Consider the following 25894-nt stretch of genomic DNA (forward strand, 5'->3'; position numbering starts at 1 on the left):
GATAACCATGGCACACGCAGCGCAAATCAAGATCCCCGCCACCTACATGCGTGGCGGCACCAGCAAGGGCGTGTTTTTCAGCCTCAAGGACCTGCCCGAAGCGGCGCAGGTGCCGGGCGCCGCACGCGATGCCTTGCTGTTACGGGTCATCGGCAGCCCCGACCCCTATGACAAACAGATCGATGGCATGGGCGGCGCCACGTCGAGCACCAGCAAGAGCGTGATCCTCGCCAAAAGCACCCGCGCCGATCACGACGTGGACTACCTGTTTGGCCAGGTCTCCATCGACAAGCCGTTTGTCGACTGGAGCGGCAATTGCGGCAACCTGTCGGCGGCAGTCGGCTCGTTCGCCATCAGCGCCGGGTTGGTCGACCCGGCGCGCGTGCCCCACAACGGCGTGGCCGTGGTGCGGGTATGGCAGGCCAATATCGGCAAGACCATCATCGCCCACGTGCCGATCACTGACGGCGCGGTGCAGGAGACCGGCGATTTCGAGCTGGATGGCGTGACCTTTCCGGCTGCCGAAGTGCAGCTGGAGTTCATCGATCCGGCGGCGGAAGAGGAGGGCGGTGGTGGCTCGATGTTCCCTACCGGCAACCTGGTCGACGACCTCGAAGTTCCGGGTATCGGCACCTTCAAGGCGACATTGATCAACGCCGGCATCCCGACGATTTTCATCAATGCCGAAGACCTCGGCTACACCGGCACCGAGCTGCAGGGTGCGATCAACAGCGACCCCAAGGCGCTGGCGATGTTCGAAACCGTGCGCGCCCATGGCGCGTTGCGCATGGGCCTGATCAAGCACCTGGACGAAGCCGCCCAGCGTCAACACACGCCGAAGGTCGCGTTTGTGGCTAAACCTGCGGATTACGTGGCGTCCAGCGGCAAGGCGATCAAGGCCGGCGATGTGGATTTGCTGGTGCGCGCACTGTCCATGGGCAAGCTGCACCACGCGATGATGGGCACCGCCGCGGTGGCGATCGGCACGGCGGCAGCGATTTCCGGCACGCTGGTCAACCTCGCTGCAGGCGGCATCGAGCGTAATGCCGTGCGCTTCGGGCATCCGTCCGGCACCTTGCGCGTCGGCGCGGAAGCGACCCAGGTGAACGGTGAGTGGGTCGTGAAAAAAGCCATCATGAGCCGCAGTGCGCGGGTATTGATGGAAGGCTGGGTACGCATTCCCGGCGACGCTTTCTAACATCAACACCGCTCCCTTGTGGGAGCGGGCTTGCCCGCGATGACGGCGTGTCAGGCCACACTTGTCTGAACTGACAAACCGCTATCGCCGGCAAGCCAGCGCCTGCAAAGGGGGCGAGGATTTGCGTAGGACCAAGGCAGGCAATCAGACCTGCCATGACACATCAACCTGACCCTGAGGATGGAACAACCCCTAACTTTTGGAGAACTGCCATGAGCGCCAACGTCGACCAGAACAACCGCCCCGACTACGACCAGGTGTTGCAGGACATCGCCGACTACGTCCTCGATTACCGGATCGATTCCGAGGCGGCACTGGACACCGCCCGCAACTGCCTGATGGACACCCTCGGTTGCGGGCTGCTGGCCCTGCGTTTCCCCGAGTGCACCAAGCACCTGGGGCCGTTGGTCGAGGGCACGGTGGTGCCGTTCGGCGCGCGGGTGCCGGGCACGTCGTTTCGCCTCGACCCGGTCAAGGCGGCCTGGGACATCGGTTGCATCGTGCGCTGGCTCGACTACAACGACACCTGGCTCGCCGCCGAGTGGGGCCACCCGTCGGATAACCTCGGCGGCATCCTGGCCGTGGCCGATCACCTCTCGCAGAAACGCGTGGCCAATGGCGATGCGCCGCTGACCGTACGTGCGGTGCTGGAAGCGATGATCATGGCGCATGAGATCCAGGGCGTGATTGCCCTGGAAAACTCCTTCAACCGCGTCGGCCTTGACCATGTGCTGCTGGTGAAAGTCGCCTCGACTGCCGTCACTGCCAAGCTGATGGGCGCCAATCGCGAACAACTGCTGGCGGCGCTGTCTCACGCCTTTGTCGATGGCCAGGCCTTGCGCACCTACCGCCATGCGCCGAACGCCGGCTCGCGCAAATCCTGGGCGGCGGGGGACGCGTCGAGCCGTGGCGTACGCCTGGCGGACATCGCCCTGCGCGGTGAGATGGGCATCCCCGGTGTGCTGAGTGCGCCGCAGTGGGGGTTCTACGACGTGCTGTTCAGCCACACCAACAAGGACCTGGCCCTCAAGCCCGAAGACAAGCGCGCGTTCAGCCTGTCCCAGCCGTATGGCACCTATGTGATGGAGAACGTGCTGTTCAAAATCAGCTTCCCCGCCGAGTTCCACGCGCAAACCGCCTGCGAGGCGGCGGTGACCTTGCACCCGCAGGTCAAGGAGCGCCTGCACCAGATCGAACGCATCGTGATCACCACTCATGAGTCGGCGATTCGCATCATTTCCAAGGTCGGCCCACTGGCCAACGCCGCCGACCGTGACCACTGCCTGCAATACATGACCGCCGTGCCGCTGGTGTTCGGCGACCTGGTGGCCGAGCAGTACGAAGATGAATTCCATGCGGCGCACCCGATCATCGATGAGCTGCGCGACAAGATGGTCATCGTCGAAGATCCACGCTACAGCCGCGAATACCTGGAAGCCGACAAGCGCTCGATCGCCAACGCGGTGCAGGTGTTTTTCAAGGATGGCTCCAGCACCGAGCAGGTCGCGGTGGAATACCCGATCGGTCATCGTCGGCGTCGGGTGCACGGCATTCCGTTACTGGAGGACAAGTTCAAGGCCAACCTGGCCACACGCTTCACCGCGCAGCGCAGCGCCGAGATTTTTGCCTTGTGCAAAGACCAGGCACGGCTTGAAGCCACACCGGTAAACCGGTTTGTCGATTTATTCGTGATCTAGCCAGCGTGTCGGCCCCGGCTTGTGTGGGAGCCGGGCTTGCCCGCGATGGCATCGCCTCGATACTTCTGGAGGACCGAGGTGAATTCATCGCAGGCAAGCCAGCTCCCACAAGGGGTCGGTGTCGTGCAGACGGGCTTGCAGGCATGCCGGTAAACCGGTTTGTCGATTTGTTCGTGATCCAGGCAGCACCATCGATCCAATGTGGGAGCGGGCTTGCTCGCGAATGCGGTGGACCAGTCAGCTCATGTGGCGCTGACACACCGCCTTCGCGAGCAAGCCCGCTCCCACATTTGGAGTTACGTTCGTCTCGACGCTTACATGCTGCCTTCCACATCATCCAGGCTGAACGTCTCGGTGTGGTCGTCATAGGAGAAGATCTCCGCATAGCGCCCCCACGCCACTACGCTTTCCAGGGTTTTTTCGACGAATGCTTCGGTCATCGAGTCTTCCAGTTCCTGCTCGAAGCGCACCCGTGGCGCCCGGTGGCCGCTGCGCTCGAGTAAGACTTGATGAATGCGCGCGGCCAATGGCACGTGCCGGATGAGATGCTCGGCGAACAAGGTCTTGCGTTCCTGGGTGCCGTAGTCGGCGAACAGCTTGCCGGCGTCGGTCAGGGTGATGTCGGCGCCCTTGAGTTCGGCGAAACCCAAATGCTCCAGCATCTCCGCCACCGGGAACAGGTCGTCGACTTCAAGCAAGCGCCGTTCGGCCACGGTGGGCAGGCCGGCGTGGCCGTTGTAGGGCTCGGCGGCCAGCGTTTCGATCAGGCCGGCCATCAGGTTGGTGGAAACTTCCGGCAGCAGGCTGCCCATTTTCAATTCGGGAAGGCCGCGGCTGGCATCGGCGCTGCGCCGGTCGGTCATCAGCGCGTAGATGTCGTCGACCATTTGCCGGAAGGTCGGGTCCAGCCGGTTGCGCGGGTGCGCGAACGGCACCTTGATTTCCGCGACCACCCGGCCGGGGTTGGACGACAGCACCAGGATGCGGTCGCACATCAGCACCGCCTCTTCGATGTTGTGCGTCACGATCAGGATGGACTTGATCGGCAGCTGCTTGCCGCTCCACAAATCCAGCAAATCGGTGCGCAGGGTTTCGGCGGTGAGTACGTCCAGGGCCGAGAACGGTTCGTCCATCAACAACAGCGTCGGGTTGACCACCAGCCCGCGCGCAAATCCCACACGCTGGCGCATGCCACCGGACAACTCGCGCGGGTAGGCGTTTTCAAACCCGTCCAGGCCGATCAGGTCGATTGCTGCCAGGGCACGCCGGCGGGTTTCCTTGCGCTCGACTTGCAAGGCTTGCAGGCCGGCTTCGACGTTTTCCAGCACGGTCAGCCAGGGAAACAGCGCAAAGGTCTGGAACACCATGGCCACACCCTCGGCCGGGCCGTTCAGCGGCGCGCCGTTGTAGAGCACTTTGCCCGAGGACGGCTGGATCAGGCCGGCGATGATGCGCAGCAACGTGGATTTGCCGGAGCCCGAGCGACCCAGCATGCCGACAATCTCGCCTTCGTGCAGGCTCAGGTCCACACCGCTGAGGACCTGCAGTTCATCCTTGCCTTTGCCGAACACCCGGTTCACGTTTTTCAGCGAATAGATTTCCGGAGTGTCGGCGGTGTGTACGGTGTCGGTAGTCATCGCAGCGAATCCCATCAATTCAAGCGGAGTTTGTTTTCAGCCATGGCGTACATCGGCCGCCAGACCGCACGGTTGAACGCCACCACAAAGATCGACATCACCACCACGCCCAGCGCGATTTTTGGAAAGTCGCCGGCCGCCGTGGTCTGTGCGATGTAGGCACCCAGGCCGTGGGCGACCACGGTGTCCTTGCCCCAGGACACGTACTCGGAAACGATGCTGGCGTTCCACGCCCCGCCTGACGCGGTAATGGCGCCGGTGACGTAGTACGGGAAGATGCCCGGCAACATCACCTTGCGCCACCACAGCCAGCCGCGAATGCGGAAGTTGGCCGCCGCTTCCTTATAGTCGTTGGGGAAGGCGCTGGCGCCGGCGATCACGTTGAACAGGATGTACCACTGGGTGCCGAGCACGATCAGCGGGCTGAGCCAGATGTCCGGATTGAGGTCGTAGTGCAGGATCACAATCACAAACACCGGGAACAGCAGGTTCGCCGGGAAGGCCGCAAGAAACTGCGCCAGTGGCTGGATTTTTTCCGCCAGCGCCGGTCGCAGGCCGATCATCACGCCCAGCGGCACCCAGATCAGCGACGCAATCAGGATCAGCCCCGCGACGCGCAGCAGGGTGATCAGGCCCAGCACAAACACGTGCCCGACTTCGCTGAAGGTCACCTCGGTGCCGACATACCGCACGATGTGGTAGAGCGCATAGGCGGTGAGCACCGCGATCAGTGCGCCCCACACCCAGTCGATCACTTTGGACCGCGTCGCACTGGCCGCCGGCGTTGCCGTGCGCACGCCGCGCGACAGGCTGAAGCGCCTGTTGCCCAGGCGGCTGATAGTGCGGGTCACCGGGCGCAGGATGCGTTGGACCACGCGCGTGCGCTGGACCAGATTGAGCACCCAGGATTGTGGCGCAATGCCCTGGGAGGCGGTGGTCTCCATGCGGAACTTGTCGGCCCAGGCGACCAGCGGCCGGAACAGGAACTGGTCGTAGATCAAGATCACCGCGATCATCGCCAGGATCACATAGCCCACCGCGTGCAGGTCTTTCTGGGCGATGGCCAGTGCCAGGTACGAACCCACGCCCGGCAGGGTGATGGTCTTGTCGCCGACGGTGATCGCCTCGGAGGCAACCACGAAGAACCAGCCGCCGGACATGCTCATCATCATGTTCCAGACCATGCCTGGCATGGCGAAGGGCACGTCGAGTTTCCAGAACTTCTGCCAGCCGGACAGCCGCAGGTTGGTGGATACCTCGACCAGGTCATGGGGCAACATGCGCAAGGACTGGTAGAAGCTGAACGTCATGTTCCAGGCCTGGCTGGTGAAAATCGCAAAGATTGCCGCGAATTCGGCTCCCAGCACGCGGCCGGGGAACAGCAACAGGAAGAACGTCACCGTAAACGAGATGTAACCGAGCACGGGCACCGACTGCAGGATGTCGAGCACCGGCACCAGCAGTTTTTCGGCACGCCGGCTCTTGGCCGCGAGGGTGCCGTAGAGCAGGGTGAAAACCAGTGCCGCGACCATCGCCGCGAGCATGCGCAGGGTGGTGCGCATCGCGTATTCCGGCAGGTTGGCCGGGTCGAGGGAAATCACGTCGCTCTGCAGGGTGGCGATGGGAGCCCACGTCTCCCGGGCGGTGATGGAGAAAAACAGCAAGAAGCCGATCACCAGCGGCAGGGCGACCAGGTCCCAGCGGTTGGGGAGCAAGCGCAACGTGGACGCAGGGATGTAATGACGGAATACTTTTTTCATCGGCCGTTGCTCATAGGCAGTCATTCCAGCAGCGTTCAGGGTCAGAGGGGCGTTATGGGGATGAGCGTAGCTTTTGTACGAACGACTCACCGAGAAGGGGCGGACGCTCTTCTCCGTGAGTCAGGGGCATCGCGACGATGCTGGCGGAATTGTACGTTTCTGAATGTTACAAGCGCATAAATTTGCTGTCAGTTTGCTGTACGAACCGCGACCTGGGCAGCGGCGCCCCGGTCGCAACTCGGCGGTTACTCAAAGCGCAAGATCACCCGGCGGTTGTGCTTGCTCTTCTTCTCGATCTTTTCGCAGAACACCCGGCCGATTTCCTCGGTGTTGATCACATGGGTGCCGCCGCACGGCTGGATGTCAATACCGCCAATTTCAATCACCCGTACCGAGCCCTGGATCACCGGCGGTGCGACCGCCTGGGTGCGGGTGATCTGCAGCAGGGTGGCGTATTCCGAGGCGGGCATCGACAGGGTCTTCACCTCGTGGGCCTGGGCGATCAGCGCGTTCAGGTCGCGGGTGAGGGTGTCCTTGTCGAGAGTCATTTCCGGCAGGTCGAAATCCAGGCGGCCCTTGTCGGCACTGATGCTGCAGCCGGTCACCGGCGCGTCGATGAGCGAGCACAGCAGGTGCAGGCAGGTGTGCATTTTCATGTGTTGATAGCGGCGTGCCCAATCGATGCCGGCGTCCACCTGTACCCCGGCGATCAATGGGGCCGGGCAGTGCTCCACCTGGTGCCAGATGATCGAGCGCTGCACCGCGTCGCGCACCGTGCCGATGACCTCGACCCGAGTGCCGTCTGCCAGGGTGAAGTGGCCGGTATCGCCCGGTTGCCCGCCGCCCGTTGGATAGAACAGCGTGTGCTCCAGGGCGATGCCGTGTTCGCTGACGGCGATCACCCGCGCGCTGAAGGCATTCTGGTAGGGCGCGCTGTCAAACAGCGCGAGGGTTTCCATGGTGTGCACGGACATGTTCAACCTCCGACAATCAGTGGGCTGGCTTGCAACAGGTGGCGCACCATCGCGCTCAAGCCAGGGGGAGAGAGCAGGGTGATTTCAAATTCCGGCCCGCACACTTTGAGGTTCAGCGGCAGGCGCGGCAGTTGATTGCCCGACTCGATGCGGTGCAGGCGAAACTGCAGGTGATGGCGCTCCTTCACCGTGGGTTCGAGCATCAGCCCCGGCAAGGCGTGGAAGTCGGCGTCCAGCACCGTGACCTTGTGGCTGGCATTCACCTCGCCGACCACGTGCAAACGCTCATCGAGGGCGAAGGCGCCGAGGTAGTTGCTGTGGTCCGACTCATCGTTTTTCTGCAGCTGGATCTGGTTGACCACCTTGACCTTGGTGCCGGCCGGAACGTCCTGGGTGATCACGCAGGAGGGGCTGATAAACACGTTGTCGCCGATCAGCACATAGCCCAGCACGCGGGCGCCGGAGCCGACTTCGACGTTGTTGCCCAGGCGCGGATGACGCTTGCCATCGGGGTTGTTGGCGATGCCGCGCGCGCCCAGCGTGACGCCGCAGAGAATGTAGCAGTCGTTGCCGATCTCGCAGGTCTCGCCGATCACCGTGCCGTAGCCGTGGTCGAGCACGAAGCGCCGGCCGATGCGCGCCGCTGGGTGGATCTCGGCGCCGGAGAGGACCTTGCCCTGGTTGCTCAGCTTGAGGGCGATGCGCGAGAACACGCCGTTCATCTGGTCAGGAAAATTCCACACCAGGTGGGCGAGGCGGTAGTACAACACCGCCTTGAACGAGGCGTAGGACTCCAGGATCAACTCGCCACGCCCGCGCGACGCCGGGTCACGGTAGGCATAGGCGATGAGGTCCTCGGCCACCGCCTGGGCGGCGTTCTGGATCAACGGCGCCAGGTGCGGCTCCAGTTGCTTCATCTGCGCCGGCGTGAGCGTCTTGATGAGGTGGGTGAGTAACTCATCGTGCAACTGTTGCATGTCGATAAAGCCGCCCATGAAGGCACCCCCGTATGCTGGATGGTTGTCGATTATTCGAAACTGGGCAGGTAGCTGTCGGCATTGTCGTAGACCATGGTCAGCACCACCGTTTCGGGCGGCAGTTCGGGGGCGAGCCTGGCGATGGCCACCATGTTCGCGGCAGAGGACAGGCCCAGGCTGATGGCGTCGGTGCGCATGATGCGTTTCATCATGTCGATGCATTCCTGGCGCGAGACCTTGAGCATGCCGTCGAGAATGTCCAGGTTGAGGATGCTCGGTATCAGCCCGATCGACAGGCCCTGGATATGGTGCGGCGCGTGCTGGTTTTTCAGCAGGTCGCACTCTTCCGGCTCCACGCCCATCACGCGCATGGCTGGCCACGCGTCCTTCAGGGTTTCGCCGATGCCGGTGATATGGCCGCCGGTGCCGATGCCGCTGACGAAATAGTCCACCCGGCGATCACCGAAGGCGCGGAGGATTTCCCGTGCGGTGGTGTCGCGATGGGTTTGCGGGTTGGCGCCGTTGCGTTGCTGGTTGAGCATCACGAAGCTGGGGTTTTCGAGTTGCAGCTCCATGCACTTTTCGCCGTGGGAATTGTTGCCCAGGCGGCTGTCCGACAGCACCACCTTGGCGCCGTACAGGCGCAGCAGCTTCTGCTTTTCCGGGCTGTAGTTGTCGGGGATCACCAGCACCACTTTGTAGCCGAGCACATTGCCGGCCATCACCAGGCCGATGCCGGTATTGCCGCCGCTGGGCTCGATGATGGTCTGCCCGGAGTCGCGGATCAGTACGCCCCGGCGCTCAGCGTCGAGGATCATGCCCAGGGCGATGCGCGCCTTGTGGCTGCCGCCGGGGTTGAGGGATTCGAGCTTGGCGTAGACCTCGATGCCGAGGTCTTCGGAAAACTGCGCCATGCGCACGATCGGCGTGTGGCCGATGGCGTCGAGGATTGAGTTATGCAGCATCAGGTAGGAGCCCATGGCCGGAGGTCAGTACAAAGGCATGTCGGGTTCGACGTCGCGAACCCAGTGTTTCATGCCGCCTTGCAAGACTTTGGTGTTGGCGAAACCCGCCGCCAGCAGGGTGCTGGCCGCTTGCTCGGCACGGGTGCCGGCGTAGCAGATCAGGTAGTGGGTATTGTCCCGGCTGAGGCTGTCGAGGTGGCCATCCAGTTCGGCCAGGGGGATATGCACCACCCCCGGTAATTTGCACACCTCCAGTTCGCTGGCATCGCGCACGTCCAGCAGGACGTCGGCGCTGCGGTGGTGTTCGAGCACCTGCTTGAGCACGCGAGGCTTGATGTAGCGCTCTTCGGCCAGCGACGGTTGGCTCGGCATGGCGTCTGCACAGACCGCGGGCGCCCGGGTTTCAGTGTGGCGCAGCTCGGAGCAGCAGGGGCAGTCGGCGCGGCGCTTGAAACGGATCTCGCTGAACTTCATCGCCAGCGCATCGAAGCGCATCAAGCGGCCGGACAGCGGCTCGCCGATGCCGATGAGCAATTTGATCGCCTCGGTGGCCTGGATCATCCCGACCACCCCCGGCAGCACGCCGATCACCCCGCCGGCGCTGCAGTTGGGGGCCAGTTCTGCCGGGGGGGCGCTGGGGAACAGGCAGCGATAGCACGGCCCACCTTTATAGTTGAGCACGCTGATCTGCCCGTCGAAACGGTAGATAGCACCGTATACGAGGGGCTTGCCCAGTTGCACGCAAGCATCGTTGACCAGGTAGCGAGTGTCGAAATTGTCGGTGCCGTCGATCACCAAGTCATAGGCGCCCACCAGTTCCAGGGCGTTGTCGGCCGTCAAGGCGGTATCGTGGGCGTTGATCTGGATATGACGGTTGAGGTCCTGCAGGCGCTGCCTGGCGGATTCGACCTTGGGCATGCCCAGGGTGCTGTTGCCGTGCACGATCTGGCGTTGCAGGTTGCTGCTTTCCACCACGTCGAAATCCACCAGGCCCAGGGTGCCGACGCCAGCCGCCGCCAGGTACAGGCTGATGGGCGAGCCCAGGCCGCCGGTGCCGATGATCAGCACCTTGGCTTTTTTCAGGTTCAACTGGCCTTCGCGACCGACGCCGGGCAGGGTGATGTGGCGCACGTAACGCTGTACTTCTTCATTACTCAGGGTGTCGACGTCGATGCCGCCGGACGTGGCGAGCAGCACTTCGATCCTGGCCTTCTCCGGCAACCGGTCATCGGCGCCGATCAGTTCTTCCTCGGCGGTAAACAGGAAGTGTTCCTTGAGCTGGTTGTTGGCTTCGTGAAACAGGTGCGGGCGCAGCTGTGGGTGGCTGCTGCAGAGGTTTTCAATGACTTCGCGCAATGTCGATCCGGTGCCCTCGAGGGTCGATTCCGGCAGCTTGGCCACGCGAACCAGAATGTCGGGGAAAGAGACAGCGTTCATGGACAACTCCGTGTGCAGGTCGTTGAAGGGGTGAGGAGCGAAATGCTGGCCGTCCCAGGCAAACAGCTTGGAGCCCAGGGCCTGGCCCTGGCGGACATCGACCACCAGGTAACTGACCGGGTAGATCGGCTCGCCCATGAACAGGGCCTTGTCCTGGTCCTCGTCGCTGAAATAGGCGCCAACGTCCGGATGGGAGTGGTAGATCACCACCACCGGGTTGTCGCTGCGAAACGCTTTGTTCATCAGCAGCGTATCGGCCACTGAAAACGTGTAGCCGTTGGCGGCGCTGCGCGCATACATCTCGGGGTTCCTGCGGTGCAGCTCGTTCTGGATATTGCTGCCCAGGTACACGCTGCCATCGGCAAACACGAAGCCACAGCATTCCTCGGGGTAACTGCGGCTGGCGTGGGCGTAGATCTGTTCGAGGGCAAGGGGGCGGAGGACGTCCATGTTTCTCTCGCGTTGTGGTGGGAGGGCCGGGCCGGTCAATTTTTCTTGGCCAGGAGTTTTTCAATCGGCAATTTGGTGATCGCAAAGCCGGCCAGGAGGATGGCCGAGTACAGCATCAGGTCGCGGGAAATCGCCACGCCTTCATACCAGGCGCCGATGATCACCGCGAACACCGGGAAAATGATGAACACGAACGACAGAATGATCGGGCTCAAGCGCTTGAGCAGCATGAAATACACGATGAAGCCGCCCACCGACGCCACCAGTCCCAGGTAGAACAGCGCGCTCCAGGAGCGCAGGGTGATGGCATCGAAGGTCGGCGCTTCAAAAAACAGGCCGGCCACGAACAGCATCAACCCGGCGATGCCGATGGGCAGGGTGTTGTAGGTGATCACGCTGATGGCGCTGCCTTTCTGCTTGGTAATGACGTAGCACAAGGCATGCATGATCGCGGCGGTCAGAATTGCCAGCACCCCGAAGAACTCGGCGTGGTCCAGGTGCAGGCCCTGGCTCTTGATGATCATGTAGAGGCTGCCGAAACCGATGCCGATGCCGACGACCTGGGAAAAGTAGATGCGCTCGCGCAGGAACAGCGCCGAGAAGATCAGGATAAACACCGGCATGCAGCTGAACAGCAGGGCGGTGAGGCCCGACGACACGTGCATTTCACCGTAGTTGAGCAGGTAGTACGGCACGCTGAAGTAGGAAAGCGTCACGAACACGAAGAACCAGCGGCTCTCGCGGGGAAACAGGATCGGCTCGCGGCGCACCAGGGCGAAACACAGGAACAGCGGGAAGGCGATCAGGAAGCGCAGGCCGGCGGAGGTCAGCGGCGGCACGCTCTCCACGGCAATCTTGATCCCCAGCCAAGTGGTGCCCCAGCTCAGGCACACGATCAGGAACATCACGCTGGTGACCAGTGCGGCCAACCACTGTTTTTGGGTTTTTGTTTTCGCGGTGTTTTCGAGAACGGCGGACATTGGCATCGTTTATTGCTTCCCTGAGCCGAAATTGAACTCTATATTGAGCTTGTAATGAGTTGTAAAATTCGGCGATTGAACCCGTAAAAGCACACTATTAGGGCGAAAGATGGCTGTCAAAACAAATATTGACATGGTGTCAATTATGCGTGAGGGGTTGTCCAACGGGCAGGGCGTGAAGTACAAGCGCCTGTCCGATGTCATGGAACGGGGCATCCTCGAAGGCTTGATTGAACCTGGACGAAAACTGCCGCCCCATCGGGTGCTTTCCGACAATCTCGGGGTGACCATCGGTACCATCAGCCGGGCGTACGGCGAACTGGAACGCCTCGGGCTGGTAGTGGCGCGGGTGGGTGACGGCACATTCGTGCGCAAGCGTGGGATGGAGCGCCAGCGTGATGAAGGCTTTCGCAATTTCAGCGAGGAGCCGCGCCAGTACTTCGACATGAGCCGCAACATGCATATTCCGGGGCAGGAAACCGCCTTCCTGGCCCAGAGTTTCCAAACCCTGTCGACCAATGCCAAGTTCCTCCAGGACATCAGCGCCTATACCCCGGATGCCGGCCTGCCGCGTTATCGCGATGCGGGCGCGCAGTGGTTGGTGCAGCGCGATTTTCACCCGATCCCCGAACAGGTCATCTGCGTCAACGGCGGCCAGCATGGCCTGCTCTGCGCGATGATGGCGCTATTGCGCGCCGGCGACACGGTGGTGACCGAACAACTTACTTACCCAGGGCTGATCACCGCCGCGCGCATGCTCGGCGTGCGCTTGATCGGCCTGGAGATGGATGAGGAAGGTGTGCTGCCGAGCGCGCTGGATGAGGTCTGTCGTAATCACCGGGTGTCGGCGCTGTATTGCACGCCGACCATCCAGAACCCGACCACGGCGGTGTTATCGGTGGCGCGGCGCGAGGCGCTGGTGAAGGTGTGCCGCGAACACAATCTGCTGATCCTCGAGGACGAAGCCCACGGCGTCCTGGTGGAGGACCGGCCGCCACCCCTCAGTCATTTCGCCCCTGAGCGTACGATTTTGATCAGCAGTTTGAGCAAGGCGGTGTCGGCCGGACTGCGTGTGGGCTATGTGCATGCACCACCGGCGCTGGTCAGCCGTATCTCGGCGGCGTTGCGTTCCACCTGTTGGATGGCCACGCCGGTGACCCTGGAGCTGGCCACCCAGTGGATCGAGAACGGCACGGCGGAATACCTGCTGCGCCAGCAGATCAATGAGATCAGCCGGCGCAAGGCGTTGGTGCAGGATTTGTTGGCGGGCCTGCAATACCGCACCCACCTGAACAGCCCGCATTTCTGGATCGAAGTGCCGGAGCCGTGGCGCGCGTCGGAAATCGAGGCGGAACTCAAGCAGAACAATTACCTGATCGCCACCGCCGAGGCCTTTGCCGTGGGACAGACGGCGGTGCCGCAGTTTATCCGCGCGAGCATCTGCAATACGTCGGGGGATGATCAGCTGTTGCGGGCGGGGTTTGATGCGCTGGCCACCGCGCTGGGGCAGGGCGGCGGGCGCTTTCACCTGTAGATGACGGCGGTCCTTGTGGCGAGCGGGCTTGCCCCGCGTTGGGCTGCCTGGCAGCCCCAAAACCAGTGACTGAGGACCGTCTGACACACCGCATTCATCTTGATGGGGGCTGCTTCGCCGCCCAACGCGGGGCAAGCCCGCTCGCCACAGTCAGCGCCTGCCTATCATTACTTGAAGCGCCGTTCCACGCCCTTCTCCACCAAAATCTTCGCCGAAATCTCTTCCACCGAGAAATGCGTGGAATTGATATGCGCAATGTTCTCGCGGCGGAACAGATTTTCCACTTCGCGCACTTCGAATTCGCACTGGGCATAGCTGGAGTAGCGGCTGTTGGGCTTGCGTTCGTTGCGGATCGCGGTGAGGCGGTCCGGGTCGATGGTCAGGCCAAACAGCTTGTGCGAATGGGCGCGCAGGGCGGCGGGCAACGTCAGGTGCTCCATGTCGTCCTCGGTCAGCGGGTAGTTGGCCGCACGGATGCCGAATTGCATGGCCATGTACAGGCAGGTCGGGGTCTTGCCGCAACGCGACACGCCGACCAGGATCAGGTCGGCCTTGTCGTAGTAGTGCGTGCGGGCGCCGTCGTCGTTGTCGAGGGCGAAGTTCACCGCCTCGATACGCTCCATATAGTTGGAGTTATGCCCGATGGAATGGGACTTTCCGACCGAATAGGAGGAATGTTCACTCAACTCCTGCTCCAGTGGCGCAAGGAAGGTCGAGAAGATGTCGATCATGAAACCATTGGAGGTTGCGAGGATCTCACGGATGTCTTGATTGACGATGGTGTCGAAAATGATCGGGCGAAAGCCGTCTTTTTCAGCCGCCAGATTGATTTGTTGTACCATGGCCCGCGCTTTATCCACGCTGTCGATGTAGGGCCGCGTGAATTTGGCGAAGGTAATGTTTTCGAACTGCGCGAGCAGGCTTTGACCCAGTGTTTCGGCTGTAATGCCGGTGCCGTCGGAGATAAAGAAAGCAGATCGTTTCATTTGAGCCCTGGGCCTTAAGCTGATGGCGAATCTTGGATATGATAGGCGCGATTTTGCCGTCCCGCAGTGGGCCGCATTCTCACTTATTTTCCAGGTCCAGGCCACAAGCGCTGGCGTTAGCTCCTACTGAGCCGCCGGCGTCCTGAGCTTTTCCAACACAGAAAGTGGAGAGATCACCTTGGTAGAGTACGTAGTTTCCCTCGATAAGCTCGGCGTCCATGATGTAGAGCACGTGGGGGGCAAGAACGCATCCCTCGGCGAGATGATCAGTAATCTTGCAGGCGCTGGTGTGTCGGTGCCCGGTGGTTTCGCCACCACGGCCCAGGCTTACCGCGATTTCCTTGAGCTGAGCGGCCTCAACGCTCAGATCCACGCCGCGCTGGACGCTCTGGACGTCGATGACGTCAACGCCCTGGCCAAGACCGGCGCCCAGATCCGCCAGTGGATCATGGATGCCGAGTTCCCCGAGAAACTCAACGAAGAAATCCGCAGCGCCTTCGCGACGCTCTCGGCCGGCAACCCGGACATGGCGGTTGCCGTGCGCTCCTCGGCCACCGCCGAAGACTTGCCGGACGCCTCCTTCGCCGGCCAGCAGGAAACCTTCCTTAATATCCGTGGCGTGGAAAACGTGATCCGCGCGGCCAAGGAAGTGTTCGCCTCGCTGTTCAACGATCGCGCCATTTCCTACCGTGTGCACCAGGGTTTCGACCACAAGCTGGTGGCCCTGTCTGCCGGTGTGCAGCGCATGGTGCGTTCGGAAACCGGCACCGCCGGCGTGATGTTCACCCTGGACACCGAATCGGGTTTCCGTGACGTGGTGTTCATCACCGGCGCCTACGGCCTGGGCGAAACCGTCGTACAAGGCGCGGTCAACCCCGACGAATTCTACGTACACAAGGGCACCCTCGAAGCGGGTCGCCCGGCCATCCTGCGCCGCAACCTGGGCAGCAAGGCCATCAAGATGATCTACGGCGACGAGGCCAAGGCCGGTCGCTCGGTGAAAACCGTTGAAGTCGAGAAGGCCGAGCGCGCGCGCTTCTGCCTGACCGACGCTGAAGTCAGCGAGCTGGCCAAGCAGGCGATGATCATCGAGAAGCACTACAAGTGCCCGATGGACATCGAATGGGCCAAGGACGGTGACGATGGCAAGCTGTACATCGTGCAGGCACGTCCGGAAACCGTGAAAAGCCGCACTTCGGCCAACGTCATGGAACGCTACCTGCTCAAGGAAACCGGCACCGTGCTGGTGGAAGGCCGTGCCATCGGCCAGCGCATCGGCGCCGGCAAGGTGCGGATCATCAAGGACGTGTCCGAGATGGACAAAGTCCAGCCAGGCGACGTGCTGGTGTCCGACATGACCGACCCGGACTGGGAGCCGGTGATGAAGCGTGCCAGCGCCATCGTCACCAACCGTGGCGGGCGTACCTGCCACGCGGCGATCATCGCGCGTGAGCTGGGGATTCCTGCGGTAGTGGGTTGCGGCAACGCGACCCAACTGCTCAAGGACGGCCAGGGCGTGACCGTGTCCTGCGCTGAAGGCGACACCGGTTTCATCTTCGAAGGCGAACTGGGCTTCGACATCAAGCAAAACTCCATCGACGCCATGCCTGACCTGCCGTTCAAGATCATGATGAACGTCGGCAACCCGGACCGCGCCTTCGACTTCGCGCAGTTGCCGAACGCCGGTGTGGGCCTGGCCCGCCTGGAATTCATCATCAACCGCATGATCGGCGTGCACCCCAAGGCCCTGTTGAACTACGACGGCCTGCCGCTGGACATCAAGGAAAGCGTCGACAAGCGCATCGCCGGCTACAACGACCCGGTGGGCTTCTATGTCGAGAAGCTGGTGGAAGGCATCAGCACCCTGGCAGCGGCGTTCTACCCGAAAAAGGTCATCGTGCGGCTGTCGGACTTCAAGTCCAACGAATACGCCAACCTGATCGGCGGTAAGCTCTACGAGCCGGAAGAAGAAAACCCGATGCTGGGTTTCCGTGGCGCGTCGCGTTACATCAGCGAAGCGTTCCGTGACTGCTTCGAACTCGAATGCCGCGCCCTCAAGCGCGTGCGCAACGAGATGGGCCTGACCAACGTCGAGATCATGGTGCCCTTCGTGCGCACCCTGGGCGAGGCGAGCCAGGTGGTGGACCTGCTGGCCGAAAACGGCTTGTCCCGGGGCGAAAACGGCCTGCGCGTCATCATGATGTGCGAATTGCCGTCCAACGCGATCCTGGCCGAGGAGTTCCTGGAATTCTTCGACGGTTTCTCCATCGGTTCCAACGACCTGACCCAGCTGACCCTGGGCCTGGACCGCGACTCCGGGATCATCGCCCACCTGTTCGATGAGCGTAACCCGGCCGTCAAGAAGCTGTTGGCCAACGCCATCCAGGCCTGCAACAAGGCCGGCAAGTACATCGGGATTTGCGGCCAAGGCCCTTCCGATCACCCTGACCTGGCCAAGTGGCTGATGGAGCAGGGCATCGAAAGCGTCTCGCTGAACCCCGATTCCGTGCTGGAAACCTGGTTCTTCCTGGCTGAAGGCCAAGCTTCGGCTTAAGGTCGATACGTCAAAAGTGCCGGTCACCCGTCAAGGGTGACCGGCATTCTTATCTGTGCAGGGCGGAACTCCTTCCGGACGCCGCCCTTTTTTGTGCAAGAGCATTATGCAAAGCAGCAGCAACCTGTTTCCCGTCGCCTTGATCAGCGCTGAACGTCGTGGCGACCTGAGTGAAGATGTGTATCGCCTCAAACCCGGCAACAGCCCCGACGGTACCGTCGAGTTGGCCGTTACCCGTTTGGGCTTGGCCGATGTCCCGGAAAACCGGGGCATCCCGGTCATTTTGTTGCATGGCAGTTTTTCCAATCGGCGTTTCTGGTATTCGCCCAAAGGGATCGGCCTGGGGGCTTACCTGGCGCGCCAGGGATTCGACGTGTGGATCCCGGAAATGCGCGGCCATGGCCTGTCGCGGCGCAATCACCACTACGCCAGGAACCGCGTCGCCGATTACGCGCGTTACGATTTGCCGGCGATTGGTGCGTTTGTGCGCGAGCAAAGTGCGCAGATCCCGCATTGGATCGGCCACTCCCTCGGCGGCACGACCCTGGCGGCGGCCCTCGGCGGGCAGCATCTTGGCGCGCCGGCGGTGGCCTCGGTGGCCCTGTTTGGCTGTCAGGTCAGTCGCACCCACTGGCCGTTGAAAATCCCGCCGGTGGAGTGGACCGGCCGCTTGCTGCTCAAGCGTTTTGGTCAACTGTCCGGCTCGCGGCTCAAGCGCGGCCCGGAGGACGAGCCGGCAGGCGTGCTGGTCGAAGCCATGCGTTGGAATGGCCTGTTTGGCCGCTTTGGCGAAGGTAAGCAGGATTGGTGGAAAGGCCTGGCCGACGTTGATGTGCCGCTGCTGGCCGTCAGTGCTGCAGGCGACCACCAGGACCCCGATTGGGCCTGCCGCAAGTTGTTCGAACAAATCGGTTCGCAGCATCGCCAGTACCTGTGCCTGGGGCGTCAGCAAGGTTTTACCGGTGATTTCGGGCATGTGGAGATGCTGGTCAGCAAAGCCGCACAAATGGAAGTGTGGCCGCTGGTGGCGCAATGGCTGAAAGATCCGCTGACACCGTTGTTCGGCGCCCCGGCCGAGGTCGCGGCCAGCGTTTGATGCAGTGCTCTGCCAAGGGCGTTTCACTCGTGTGTGGTTGCGGCTAAGATATGACGCGGTAAACGCTTCTGGTCATATTCAGTCGCGCAGTGGCTATTGCGTTGCGGCCAGGCGGATGGGATGTTTCGCACCTGCTTCGGCCCGTGCTTCTTTCGAAAGACACTTCTTTGACGGAAAGGAATTTTTCAATGAACCATTACGTGACCCCCGACTTGTGCGACGCCTACCCTGACCTGGTGCAGGTGGTCGAGCCGATGTTCAGCAATTTCGGCGGCCGAGACTCTTTCGGTGGCGAGATCGTCACCATCAAATGCTTCGAAGATAACTCCCTCGTCAAGGAGCAGGCCGACCAGCCGGGCGCTGGCAAGGTGCTGGTGGTGGACGGCGGTGGTTCCCTGCGCCGCGCGCTGCTGGGCGACATGATCGCCGAAAAAGCCGCGAAAAACGGTTGGGAAGGGCTGGTGATCTACGGCTGCATCCGTGACGTCGACGTTATCGCCCAGACCGACCTGGGGGTGCAGGCCCTGGCCAGCCATCCGATGAAGACCGACAAGCGCGGCATCGGCGACTTGAACGTGGTGGTCACCTTTGCCGGTGTGACGTTCCGCCCGGGCGAGTACATCTACGCCGACAACAACGGTGTGATCGTCTCGCCAAGCCCGCTGAAAATGCCTGAATAAACCGCAATAGACGACAGGGGTAAGGATGTTCGAGGAAGAAAACGCGCAGTGGGGGCTGGTGCATGCCCTGGTGCTGGACGGTAAAGGCGGTGCGCGTTCGATTGCCCGGACTGAGCTCGACGACTTGCAACTGCAGCCCCAGGAAAGCCTGTGGCTGCACTGGGACCGCAGTCATCCGCAAACCCAGACCTGGCTGCGCAAATCCAGCGGCTTGAGCGAGTTTGCCTGTGACCTGTTGTTGGAGGAGAACACCCGCCCGCGCCTGTTGCCGCTGCCGGACTCGGAACTGCTGCTGTTCCTGCGCGGGATCAACCTCAACCCGGGGGCTGAGCCAGAAGACATGGTGTCGGTGCGCATCTTTGCGGCCGCCAGTCGGGTGATTTCGTTGCGTTTGCGCCCGCTGCGCGCCACTGACGAACTGCTGGTGCAGTTGGCGGATGGCAAGGGGCCGAAAACCGCGTCGGAACTCATCCTTTATATGGCGCAGTACCTGACAAACAAGGTCCAGGATCTGGTCACGGACTTGTCGGAAATCGTCGATGCCGAGGAAGAAAAACTCGATACCGACGAACGGTACACGCCGGAGCATGGCAGCGTCTTGCAGATCCGCCGCCGAGCGGCCGGGCTCAAGCGATTCCTGTCGCCGCAGCGGGAAATTTTTGCCCAGCTTACGCGGATCAGGTTGCCGTGGTTTTGTGATGACGATGCCGACTACTGGAACGAATTGAACAACAGCCTGACCCGCTACCTGGAAGAGCTCGAATTGACCCGGGAGCGCGTGGGGCTTGTGCTTGAGACCGAAGACCGGCGCTTGAGCGTACGCATGAACCGCACCATGTATCGCTTCGGGATCATCACCGGGATTTTCCTGCCGATGAGTTTCCTGACCGGTTTGTTGGGTATAAATGTGGGCGGAATACCGTTCTCCGCCAGCCCCTATGGATTCGTGATTGCGTGCCTGTTGATGGTGTCGGTCGCGCTCGGACAATGGTGGCTATTTCGACGATTGCGCTGGGTTTGAGCTGAATATGACCTGAACGTAGGAAGGGTCCTATGTGACCCCAAGAATTTTACCCTCGTCTTTTAAAACACTTGCGAGAGGTCTTTATGCACGATCCGTTCGAACAGTCTTTGCGTGACATGCTCAATGCTTCGCCGTCCAACCGTGACGACGACGCCTGCCTGGGCCGCGTGTTGAAAACCGCCAACCGTCAGGTGGGGGCGGGGGACTTGTTCGGTCTGCTCGGCCGTTGGCTGCCGGCGTTGATGATGGCCCTGAACAACGGTTCGGCCCACGTATCACCGGTTTCCCGTCGTAAACCTCTTGCTCGCACTGCTGATAAGGCTGATTGAATATGGAACTTGATCTCTGGACCCAGAGCCTGGTCACCGCGATGACCGCATTGTGGACCAAGGTGGCGAATTTCATTCCCAACCTGTTTGGTGCCCTGGTCCTGGTATTGCTGGGCTTTGTCGTGGCCAAGCTGCTCGACACCCTGCTGTCCAAATTGCTTGCGAAATTGGGCCTGGATCGCTTGATGGCAGGCACCGGCCTGACCAAGCTGTTGGGCCGTGCCGGGCTGCAAGTGCCGATCTCTACCCTGATCGGCAAGATCGTCTATTGGTTCGTTTTGCTGATTTTTCTGGTTTCTGCGGCCCAATCACTTGGACTTGAGCGAGTTTCAGCTACGCTCGACATGCTGGCGCTGTATTTGCCGAAGGTTTTTGGCGGCGCGCTGGTGCTGCTGGTAGGTGTTTTGCTGGCGCAACTGGCCAATGGGCTGGTGCGCGGCGCCGCCGAAGGCGTGGGGTTGGACTATGCTGCTGGCCTGGGGCGTATCGCCCAGGGGCTGGTGATCATCATCAGTATTTCGGTCGCGATCAGCCAGTTGGAGGTCAAGACTGACCTGCTCAACCACGTGATTGTGATTGTTTTGATTACCGTTGGTCTGGCCGTTGCGCTGGCCATGGGGTTGGGAAGCCGGGAAATTGCCGGGCAGATTCTTGCGGGAATCTATGTGCGTGAGTTGTATCAGGTAGGGCAACAGGTGCGTGTAGGCGAGGTCGAAGGGCAAATCGAGGAGATCGGCACAGTCAAGACGACAGTGCTGACCGATGACGGCGACCTGGTGTCGCTGTCCAATCGGATTCTCCTGGAGCAGCAGGTCAGTAGCCGCTAATCCGGCAAACCCTGCTAATGTACGCCGCCGCAAACCCGGCTGACCGGGCTGTGGCGGACATTGACCTGACTGTCGGCACGACTTGTTTTGAATAAAGCCCAAACGCTGTCCACGCGCTATGACCCCCGTGAGCTCTCTGATGAGGAGTTGGTCGCGCGCTCGCACACGGAGCTGTTTCACGTAACTCGCGCGTACGAAGAATTGATGCGCAGATATCAACGCACTTTGTTCAACGTTTGTTCAAGGTATTTAGGGAACGATAGAGATGCGGATGATGTCTGTCAGGAAGTGATGCTCAAGGTGCTGTACGGCCTGAAGAACTTCGAGGGCAAATCGAAGTTCAAGACATGGCTATACAGCATCACGTACAACGAGTGCATCACGCAGTATCGGAAGGAACGGCGAAAGCGTCGCTTGATGGACGCCTTGAGTCTGGACCCCCTTGAGGAAGCGTCTGAAGAAAAGGCGCCGGCACCCGAGGAGAAGGGCGGGCTCGATCGCTGGTTGGTGCATGTGAACCCGATTGACCGTGAAATTCTGGTGCTACGATTTGTCGCAGAGCTTGAATTTCAGGAAATCGCCGACATCATGCACATGGGTTTGAGTGCTACAAAAATGCGTTACAAACGTGCTCTAGATAAATTACGTGAGAAATTTGCGGGCGAGACTGAAACTTAGTGCGTGGCAAATATCTCTTACGTGTAGGCAAGTTCTGTTAGACTTGTCGCCGAGTTGTCCCCCGGTTTGTGGGACTGCTTTACAATCACCAGATGGGGATTTAACGGATGAAACTGAAAAACACCTTGGGCTTGGCCATTGGTTCTCTTATTGCCGCTACTTCTTTCGGCGTTCTGGCACAAGGCCAAGGCGCAGTTGAAGGCGAGCTGTTCTACAAGAAGCAGTACAACGATAGCGTCAAGCACATCGAAGACGGCTTCAATCCTGGCGCTCGCATCGGTTACTTCCTGACCGACGACCTGTCCTTGAACCTGTCCTACGACAAGACCAACCACACCCGTTCGAACGACGGTACTGGTAACCAGAAGATCAAAGGCGATACCGGCAGCCTGGTTGCCCAGTATCACTTCGGTCAAGCTGGCGTAGACAGCCTGCGTCCATACGTAGAAGGCGGTTTCGGTCACCAGAGCCGTACCAACGTTCAGGCTGACGGCCACAGCGGTCGCGACCAGACTACCTTCGCTACCGTTGGTACCGGCGTGAAGTACTACTTCACCAACAACCTGTACGCTCGTGCCGGTGTTGAAGCTGACTACGGTCTGGACAACGGCAAGTGGGACTACTCCGCACTGGTTGGCCTGGGCGTAAACTTCGGCGGTAACGCTGGCGCAGTCGCTCCAGCTCCTACCCCAGCTCCAGCTCCAGAGCCAACTCCAGAGCCAGAAGCTCCAGTTGCTCAGGTTGTTCGTGTTGAGCTGGACGTCAAGTTCGACTTCGACAAGTCCGTTGTTAAGCCTAACAGCTACGGCGACGTGAAAAACCTGGCCGACTTCATGGCTCAGTACCCAGCTACCAACGTAGAAGTTGCTGGTCACACTGACTCCGTAGGTCCAGACGCCTACAACCAGAAGCTGTCCCAGCGTCGTGCTGACGCTGTTAAGCAAGTCCTGGTTAAAGACGGCGTGGCTCCTAGCCGCATCACCGCAGTAGGTTACGGCGAATCCCGCCCAGTTGCTGACAACGCAACTGAAGCTGGTCGTGCTGTTAACCGTCGCGTAGAAGCGTCGGTTGAAGCTCAAGCTCAGTAATTACTGAGTGGTAGAAAAAAGCCCGGCTTAGGCCGGGCTTTTTTTCGCCTGCGATTTGGCATCAGCCGTGAAAAAGTCCATACAGCAGCACCAGGTTGATCAGCAGCGACAGCAGCGCCAACGTCCGCCAGACCTTCAGCGGCTCGCGCTCCAACAGCGGCCTTGGGCGAACACTCAGCTCGCGGCGATCGGCCTGTTCCAGCGTCAACAACCATTCCTCGGCGGTTTCATAACGTTGCGCAGGCTGGGCGGCCACGGCTCGCTCCAGGCTGAGGGGTAGCCAGTCCGGCAGATCGGGGCGATAGCGGCTGGCGCTGACGGCCTGATTGAATCGGGGCCTTTGGAAGGCTTCGATTTCACCGTAGGGATAATGCCCGGTCAGCAGGTAATACAGGCACACACCGACGCTGTATAAATCCTGTTGAGCCGTAGGGCGCTCACCATTGAATGCCTCGGGGGCGATGAAACTCGGGGTGCCTGGCAGTGCGTGAGCACGATCTTCCGAGAGTCCTGGGCAGTAGGCCAGGCCGAAATCCAGCACGCGCAGCTCACCGTCGTCGCCCAGCAGCAGGTTTTCCGGCTTGATGTCGCGGTGCAGGATCTGTCGCCGGTGCAGCATGCCTACCGCGCGCAGCAAGCGTTCGGCCACCGATTGCCACTGCGCCAGCGGCAATGGACCATGTTGCTTGAACAGTTCGGCCAGGGTGTGTCCCGGGTATTCGCGCATGACGTAATACAGATGCTGACGCGTGCTGGCGGCATGCACTTCAGGAAATGCGCGTCCGGCCACGCGGCGCAAAAACCACTCCTCGGACAACAGGGCCTGTCCGGCATCGTGGTCATCGTCGCGATTCAGCGGCAGGGTTTTCAGCAGCCAGGGTTGCTGCTGTGCATCGCGCACACGGTACAGCACGGATTGTCGGCTGTGCGCGAGCACGCTTTCCACATGCCAGCCTTCGAACTGCTGCCCGGCTTTCAAGGGCGGGGGCAGTGGCCATTGCTGCAACTGCACCAGCGCATCGCCGAGGGTGGCTGCACCGAGGGTGTCGATGCGCACCAGCAGGGCGCTGGCATTGTCCTGGCTGCCTGCCAGGTGCGCAGTATTCACCAGCGTGTTGACCGCCCAGTCCAGGTCGGTTTGTTCGCGCAGGATCGCACCGATGCTGTGATCGCCCAGGGTTGCCCATACGCCGTCGCTGAGCAGCACAAAGCACTCGCCTTCGCGCAATTGGCCGTCCAGGAAGTCCACCACCAGGTGTTGATCCAGGCCCAGCGCACGTTTGAGCACATGCTGCATACCCGGCTGCTCCCAGACGTGGTCTTCGCTGATGCGCTGCAACTCGCCGTCCAGCCAGCGGTACACCCGGCAATCGCCGACATGGGCGAGGGTAAAACGTTGCCCGCGAAACACCAGGGCGCTGAGGGTCGTGAGCAAGGGCTGGCCACCGCCATTGGCCTGTAGCCAGCGGTTCTGCGCCAACAGTAAGCGCTCCAGAGACTGAGCCACGCCCCAGGTCGGCGGCGTGGCGTAGTAGTCCAGGGCCAGGGCTTGCACGGTCGAGCGCGCGGCCAGGCCGCCATCGGCGCACTGGCTCACCCCGTCGGCGATGGCACACAGGTAGCCTTTGCTCGCCGCCAGTTCCGCCACGGGGGTGACGACGCGCAGGGCGTCCTGGTTTTCCGCCCGAGGGCCGATGCCGCTGGCGTGGGCGACGCTCAGTCGCAGGCTCATCAGACGCGTGCGGCGGTCACGGCGGCCGAACCCCAGGTGGTTCTCCAGCGCCGCTTGACGCCGTGCAGGCCGAACCAGGCCAGTACACCCAGGCTGGCGAACAACCACAAGGCCATCTGATAGCTGCCGGTGCTTTGCTTGATTGCACCCATGCCCGCTGCCAGGGCGAAACCGCCGATGCCGCCGGCCATGCCGATCAGGCCGGTCATCACGCCGATTTCGCGCCGGAAACGTTGCGGCACCAGTTGGAATACCGCGCCATTTCCGGCGCCCAGTCCAAGCATGGTGCAGACAAACAAGGCCAGCGCCGCGTAGGAACTGGGCAAGTTGAAGCCGACCGCCGCGATGCAGATCGCCGCCACGCTGTACATGCCCAGCAAGGTGCGGATTCCGCCGAAGCGATCCGCCAGGGCGCCGCCCAACGGGCGCATCAGGCTGCCGCCGAACACGCAGGCCGCTGTGTAGTAGCCGGCCGTTACCGGGCTCAGGCCATACTGGTCGTTGAAGTAGCCGGGCAGGGCGCTGGCCAGGCCGATGAAGCCGCCAAAGGTCACGCTGTAGAAGAACATGAACCACCAGCTGTCGCGGTCGCCAAGTGCCTTGAAATAGTCAGCCATGGATTTGGCTTGCGGCCGCTGCGGCGCATTGCGCGCCAGCCAGGCGAAGACCACCAGGGTCAGCACCAGTGGAATCAAGGCAAAACCGAACACGTTGCTCCAGCCAAACGCGGCTGCCAGCACCGGGGCGAGCAAGGCGGCGAACACCGTGCCCGAGTTGCCGGCACCGGCAATGCCCATGGCCTTGCCCTGGTGTTCAGCCGGATACCACTGCGACGCCAACGGCAGCGCCACGGCGAACGATGCGCCAGCCATGCCGAGGAACACCCCAAGCAGCAACGCTTGCTCGTAACTGTGGATGCCGAGTTTCCAGGCGCCAAACAAGGCGACAATCACAATCACCTGGCCGATCAGTCCGGCGGTCTTGGGCGACAGCTTGTCGGCCAGCATGCCCATCAGGAAGCGCAGTACTGCGCCCGCGAGGATCGGAGTCGCGACGACCAGGCCGCGTTGTTGAGTGGTCAGGTGCAGGTCGGCAGCAATTTGCACCGCCAGTGGACCCAGGAGGTACCAGACCATGAAGCTCAGGTCGAAATACAGGAACGCGGCAAACAGGGTCGGGGTGTGCCCGGATTTCCAGAAGCTTGATTTCATCACGCACCTCAACGGTTGGGAATCTTGTAAAAAGGCCTGGTGATGGAACAGCCGGCTAAGGCCGCCCCACCTTGCCCCGG

At 61.5% G+C, this 25894-nt stretch carries 21 protein-coding genes; 11 read left to right on the forward strand and 10 right to left on the reverse strand.

The features are described from left to right. Positions 1-7 precede the first annotated feature (7 nt). Positions 8-1198, forward strand: a complete 1191-nt coding sequence (gene prpF / locus BBG20_RS28605) for a 2-methylaconitate cis-trans isomerase PrpF (protein WP_065909506.1) — start codon at positions 8-10, stop codon at positions 1196-1198. 212 nt (positions 1199-1410) lie between these two features. Then, entirely contained in the window at positions 1411-2895 is a 1485-nt protein-coding gene (gene prpD, locus BBG20_RS28610) for a 2-methylcitrate dehydratase (RefSeq protein WP_065909508.1), read from the forward strand. A 314-nt stretch (positions 2896-3209) separates the two neighbouring features. Here the strand turns inward: prpD and BBG20_RS28615 are convergent, their stop codons facing one another. The 7 genes from BBG20_RS28615 to BBG20_RS28645 form a co-directional block, all read right to left on the reverse strand. Further along, a complete protein-coding gene (locus tag BBG20_RS28615) occupies positions 3210-4532 on the reverse strand; it encodes an ABC transporter ATP-binding protein (RefSeq protein WP_065909867.1) in 1323 nt (440 codons plus the stop codon). 14 nt (positions 4533-4546) lie between these two features. Continuing rightward, on the reverse strand, positions 4547-6292 hold the full coding sequence (locus tag BBG20_RS28620) for an ABC transporter permease (RefSeq protein WP_065909509.1): 1746 nt from the start codon (positions 6290-6292) through the stop codon (positions 4547-4549). Between the two features lie 245 nt (positions 6293-6537). Continuing rightward, on the reverse strand, positions 6538-7266 hold the full coding sequence (locus BBG20_RS28625; RefSeq protein WP_065909512.1) for an alanyl-tRNA editing protein: 729 nt from the start codon (positions 7264-7266) through the stop codon (positions 6538-6540). A 2-nt stretch (positions 7267-7268) separates the two neighbouring features. Further along, the gene (locus tag BBG20_RS28630) at positions 7269-8261 is read right to left on the reverse strand and encodes a serine O-acetyltransferase (RefSeq protein WP_065909514.1); all 993 of its coding nucleotides are present in this window, start codon (positions 8259-8261) and stop codon (positions 7269-7271) included. Between the two features lie 32 nt (positions 8262-8293). Further along, the gene (locus tag BBG20_RS28635) at positions 8294-9208 is read right to left on the reverse strand and encodes a PLP-dependent cysteine synthase family protein (RefSeq protein ID WP_065909869.1); all 915 of its coding nucleotides are present in this window, start codon (positions 9206-9208) and stop codon (positions 8294-8296) included. A 24-nt stretch (positions 9209-9232) separates the two neighbouring features. Further along, positions 9233-11095: a molybdopterin-synthase adenylyltransferase MoeB gene (moeB, locus tag BBG20_RS28640; RefSeq protein ID WP_065909515.1), complete on the reverse strand. Its 1863-nt coding sequence runs from the start codon at positions 11093-11095 to the stop codon at positions 9233-9235. Positions 11096-11130: 35 nt separating this feature from the next. After that, positions 11131-12024: a DMT family transporter gene (locus BBG20_RS28645; RefSeq protein ID WP_162946161.1), complete on the reverse strand. Its 894-nt coding sequence runs from the start codon at positions 12022-12024 to the stop codon at positions 11131-11133. A 160-nt stretch (positions 12025-12184) separates the two neighbouring features. On the opposite strand from BBG20_RS28645, the gene BBG20_RS28650 reads away from it, so the two are divergent. Further along, complete coding sequence (locus tag BBG20_RS28650) at positions 12185-13609, forward strand: aminotransferase-like domain-containing protein (protein ID WP_065909519.1); 1425 nt, start codon at positions 12185-12187, stop codon at positions 13607-13609. Between the two features lie 167 nt (positions 13610-13776). Here the strand turns inward: BBG20_RS28650 and ppsR are convergent, their stop codons facing one another. Continuing rightward, entirely contained in the window at positions 13777-14595 is an 819-nt protein-coding gene (ppsR, locus tag BBG20_RS28655) for a posphoenolpyruvate synthetase regulatory kinase/phosphorylase PpsR (protein WP_003193298.1), read from the reverse strand. A 178-nt stretch (positions 14596-14773) separates the two neighbouring features. Here ppsR and ppsA point away from each other — a divergent pair, with 178 nt between their 5' ends. The 8 genes from ppsA (at position 14774) to BBG20_RS32155 (ending at position 22871) form a co-directional block, all read left to right on the forward strand. Next, positions 14774-17149, forward strand: a complete 2376-nt coding sequence (gene ppsA, locus BBG20_RS28660; RefSeq protein WP_065909521.1) for a phosphoenolpyruvate synthase — start codon at positions 14774-14776, stop codon at positions 17147-17149. Between the two features lie 106 nt (positions 17150-17255). After that, positions 17256-18245, forward strand: coding sequence for an alpha/beta fold hydrolase (locus BBG20_RS28665; protein ID WP_065909523.1), 990 nt, complete (start codon positions 17256-17258; stop codon positions 18243-18245). A 188-nt stretch (positions 18246-18433) separates the two neighbouring features. Further along, positions 18434-18925 carry a ribonuclease E activity regulator RraA gene (gene rraA / locus BBG20_RS28670; protein ID WP_032887592.1) on the forward strand — a complete coding sequence of 164 codons (492 nt, stop codon included), beginning with the start codon at positions 18434-18436 and terminating at the stop codon, positions 18923-18925. A 25-nt stretch (positions 18926-18950) separates the two neighbouring features. After that, on the forward strand, positions 18951-19946 hold the full coding sequence (locus BBG20_RS28675) for a zinc transporter ZntB (protein WP_065909525.1): 996 nt from the start codon (positions 18951-18953) through the stop codon (positions 19944-19946). Between the two features lie 86 nt (positions 19947-20032). Continuing rightward, the gene (locus BBG20_RS28680) at positions 20033-20278 is read left to right on the forward strand and encodes a hypothetical protein (protein WP_005790375.1); all 246 of its coding nucleotides are present in this window, start codon (positions 20033-20035) and stop codon (positions 20276-20278) included. Positions 20279-20280: 2 nt separating this feature from the next. Continuing rightward, on the forward strand, positions 20281-21105 hold the full coding sequence (locus BBG20_RS28685; protein WP_003175519.1) for a mechanosensitive ion channel family protein: 825 nt from the start codon (positions 20281-20283) through the stop codon (positions 21103-21105). A gap of 87 nt (positions 21106-21192) precedes the next feature. After that, on the forward strand, positions 21193-21783 hold the full coding sequence (gene sigX / locus BBG20_RS28690; protein ID WP_003193286.1) for an RNA polymerase sigma factor SigX: 591 nt from the start codon (positions 21193-21195) through the stop codon (positions 21781-21783). A gap of 107 nt (positions 21784-21890) precedes the next feature. After that, positions 21891-22871 (forward strand): OmpA family protein, encoded by a 981-nt coding sequence (locus BBG20_RS32155; RefSeq protein ID WP_010208496.1) that lies wholly within the window; start codon positions 21891-21893, stop codon positions 22869-22871. Positions 22872-22932: 61 nt separating this feature from the next. On the opposite strand, the gene BBG20_RS28700 is transcribed toward BBG20_RS32155, so the two are convergent. Then, positions 22933-24603, reverse strand: coding sequence for a bifunctional protein-serine/threonine kinase/phosphatase (locus BBG20_RS28700; protein ID WP_065909529.1), 1671 nt, complete (start codon positions 24601-24603; stop codon positions 22933-22935). Next, entirely contained in the window at positions 24603-25814 is a 1212-nt protein-coding gene (locus BBG20_RS28705; protein WP_065909531.1) for a nitrate/nitrite transporter, read from the reverse strand. The genes BBG20_RS28700 and BBG20_RS28705 overlap by 1 nt, the downstream gene beginning before the upstream one ends. Positions 25815-25894 lie beyond the last annotated feature (80 nt).

The sequence above is a fragment of the Pseudomonas aylmerensis genome, assembly GCF_001702265.1.
In the GTDB taxonomy this organism is placed as follows: Bacteria; Pseudomonadota; Gammaproteobacteria; order Pseudomonadales; family Pseudomonadaceae; genus Aquipseudomonas; species Aquipseudomonas aylmerensis.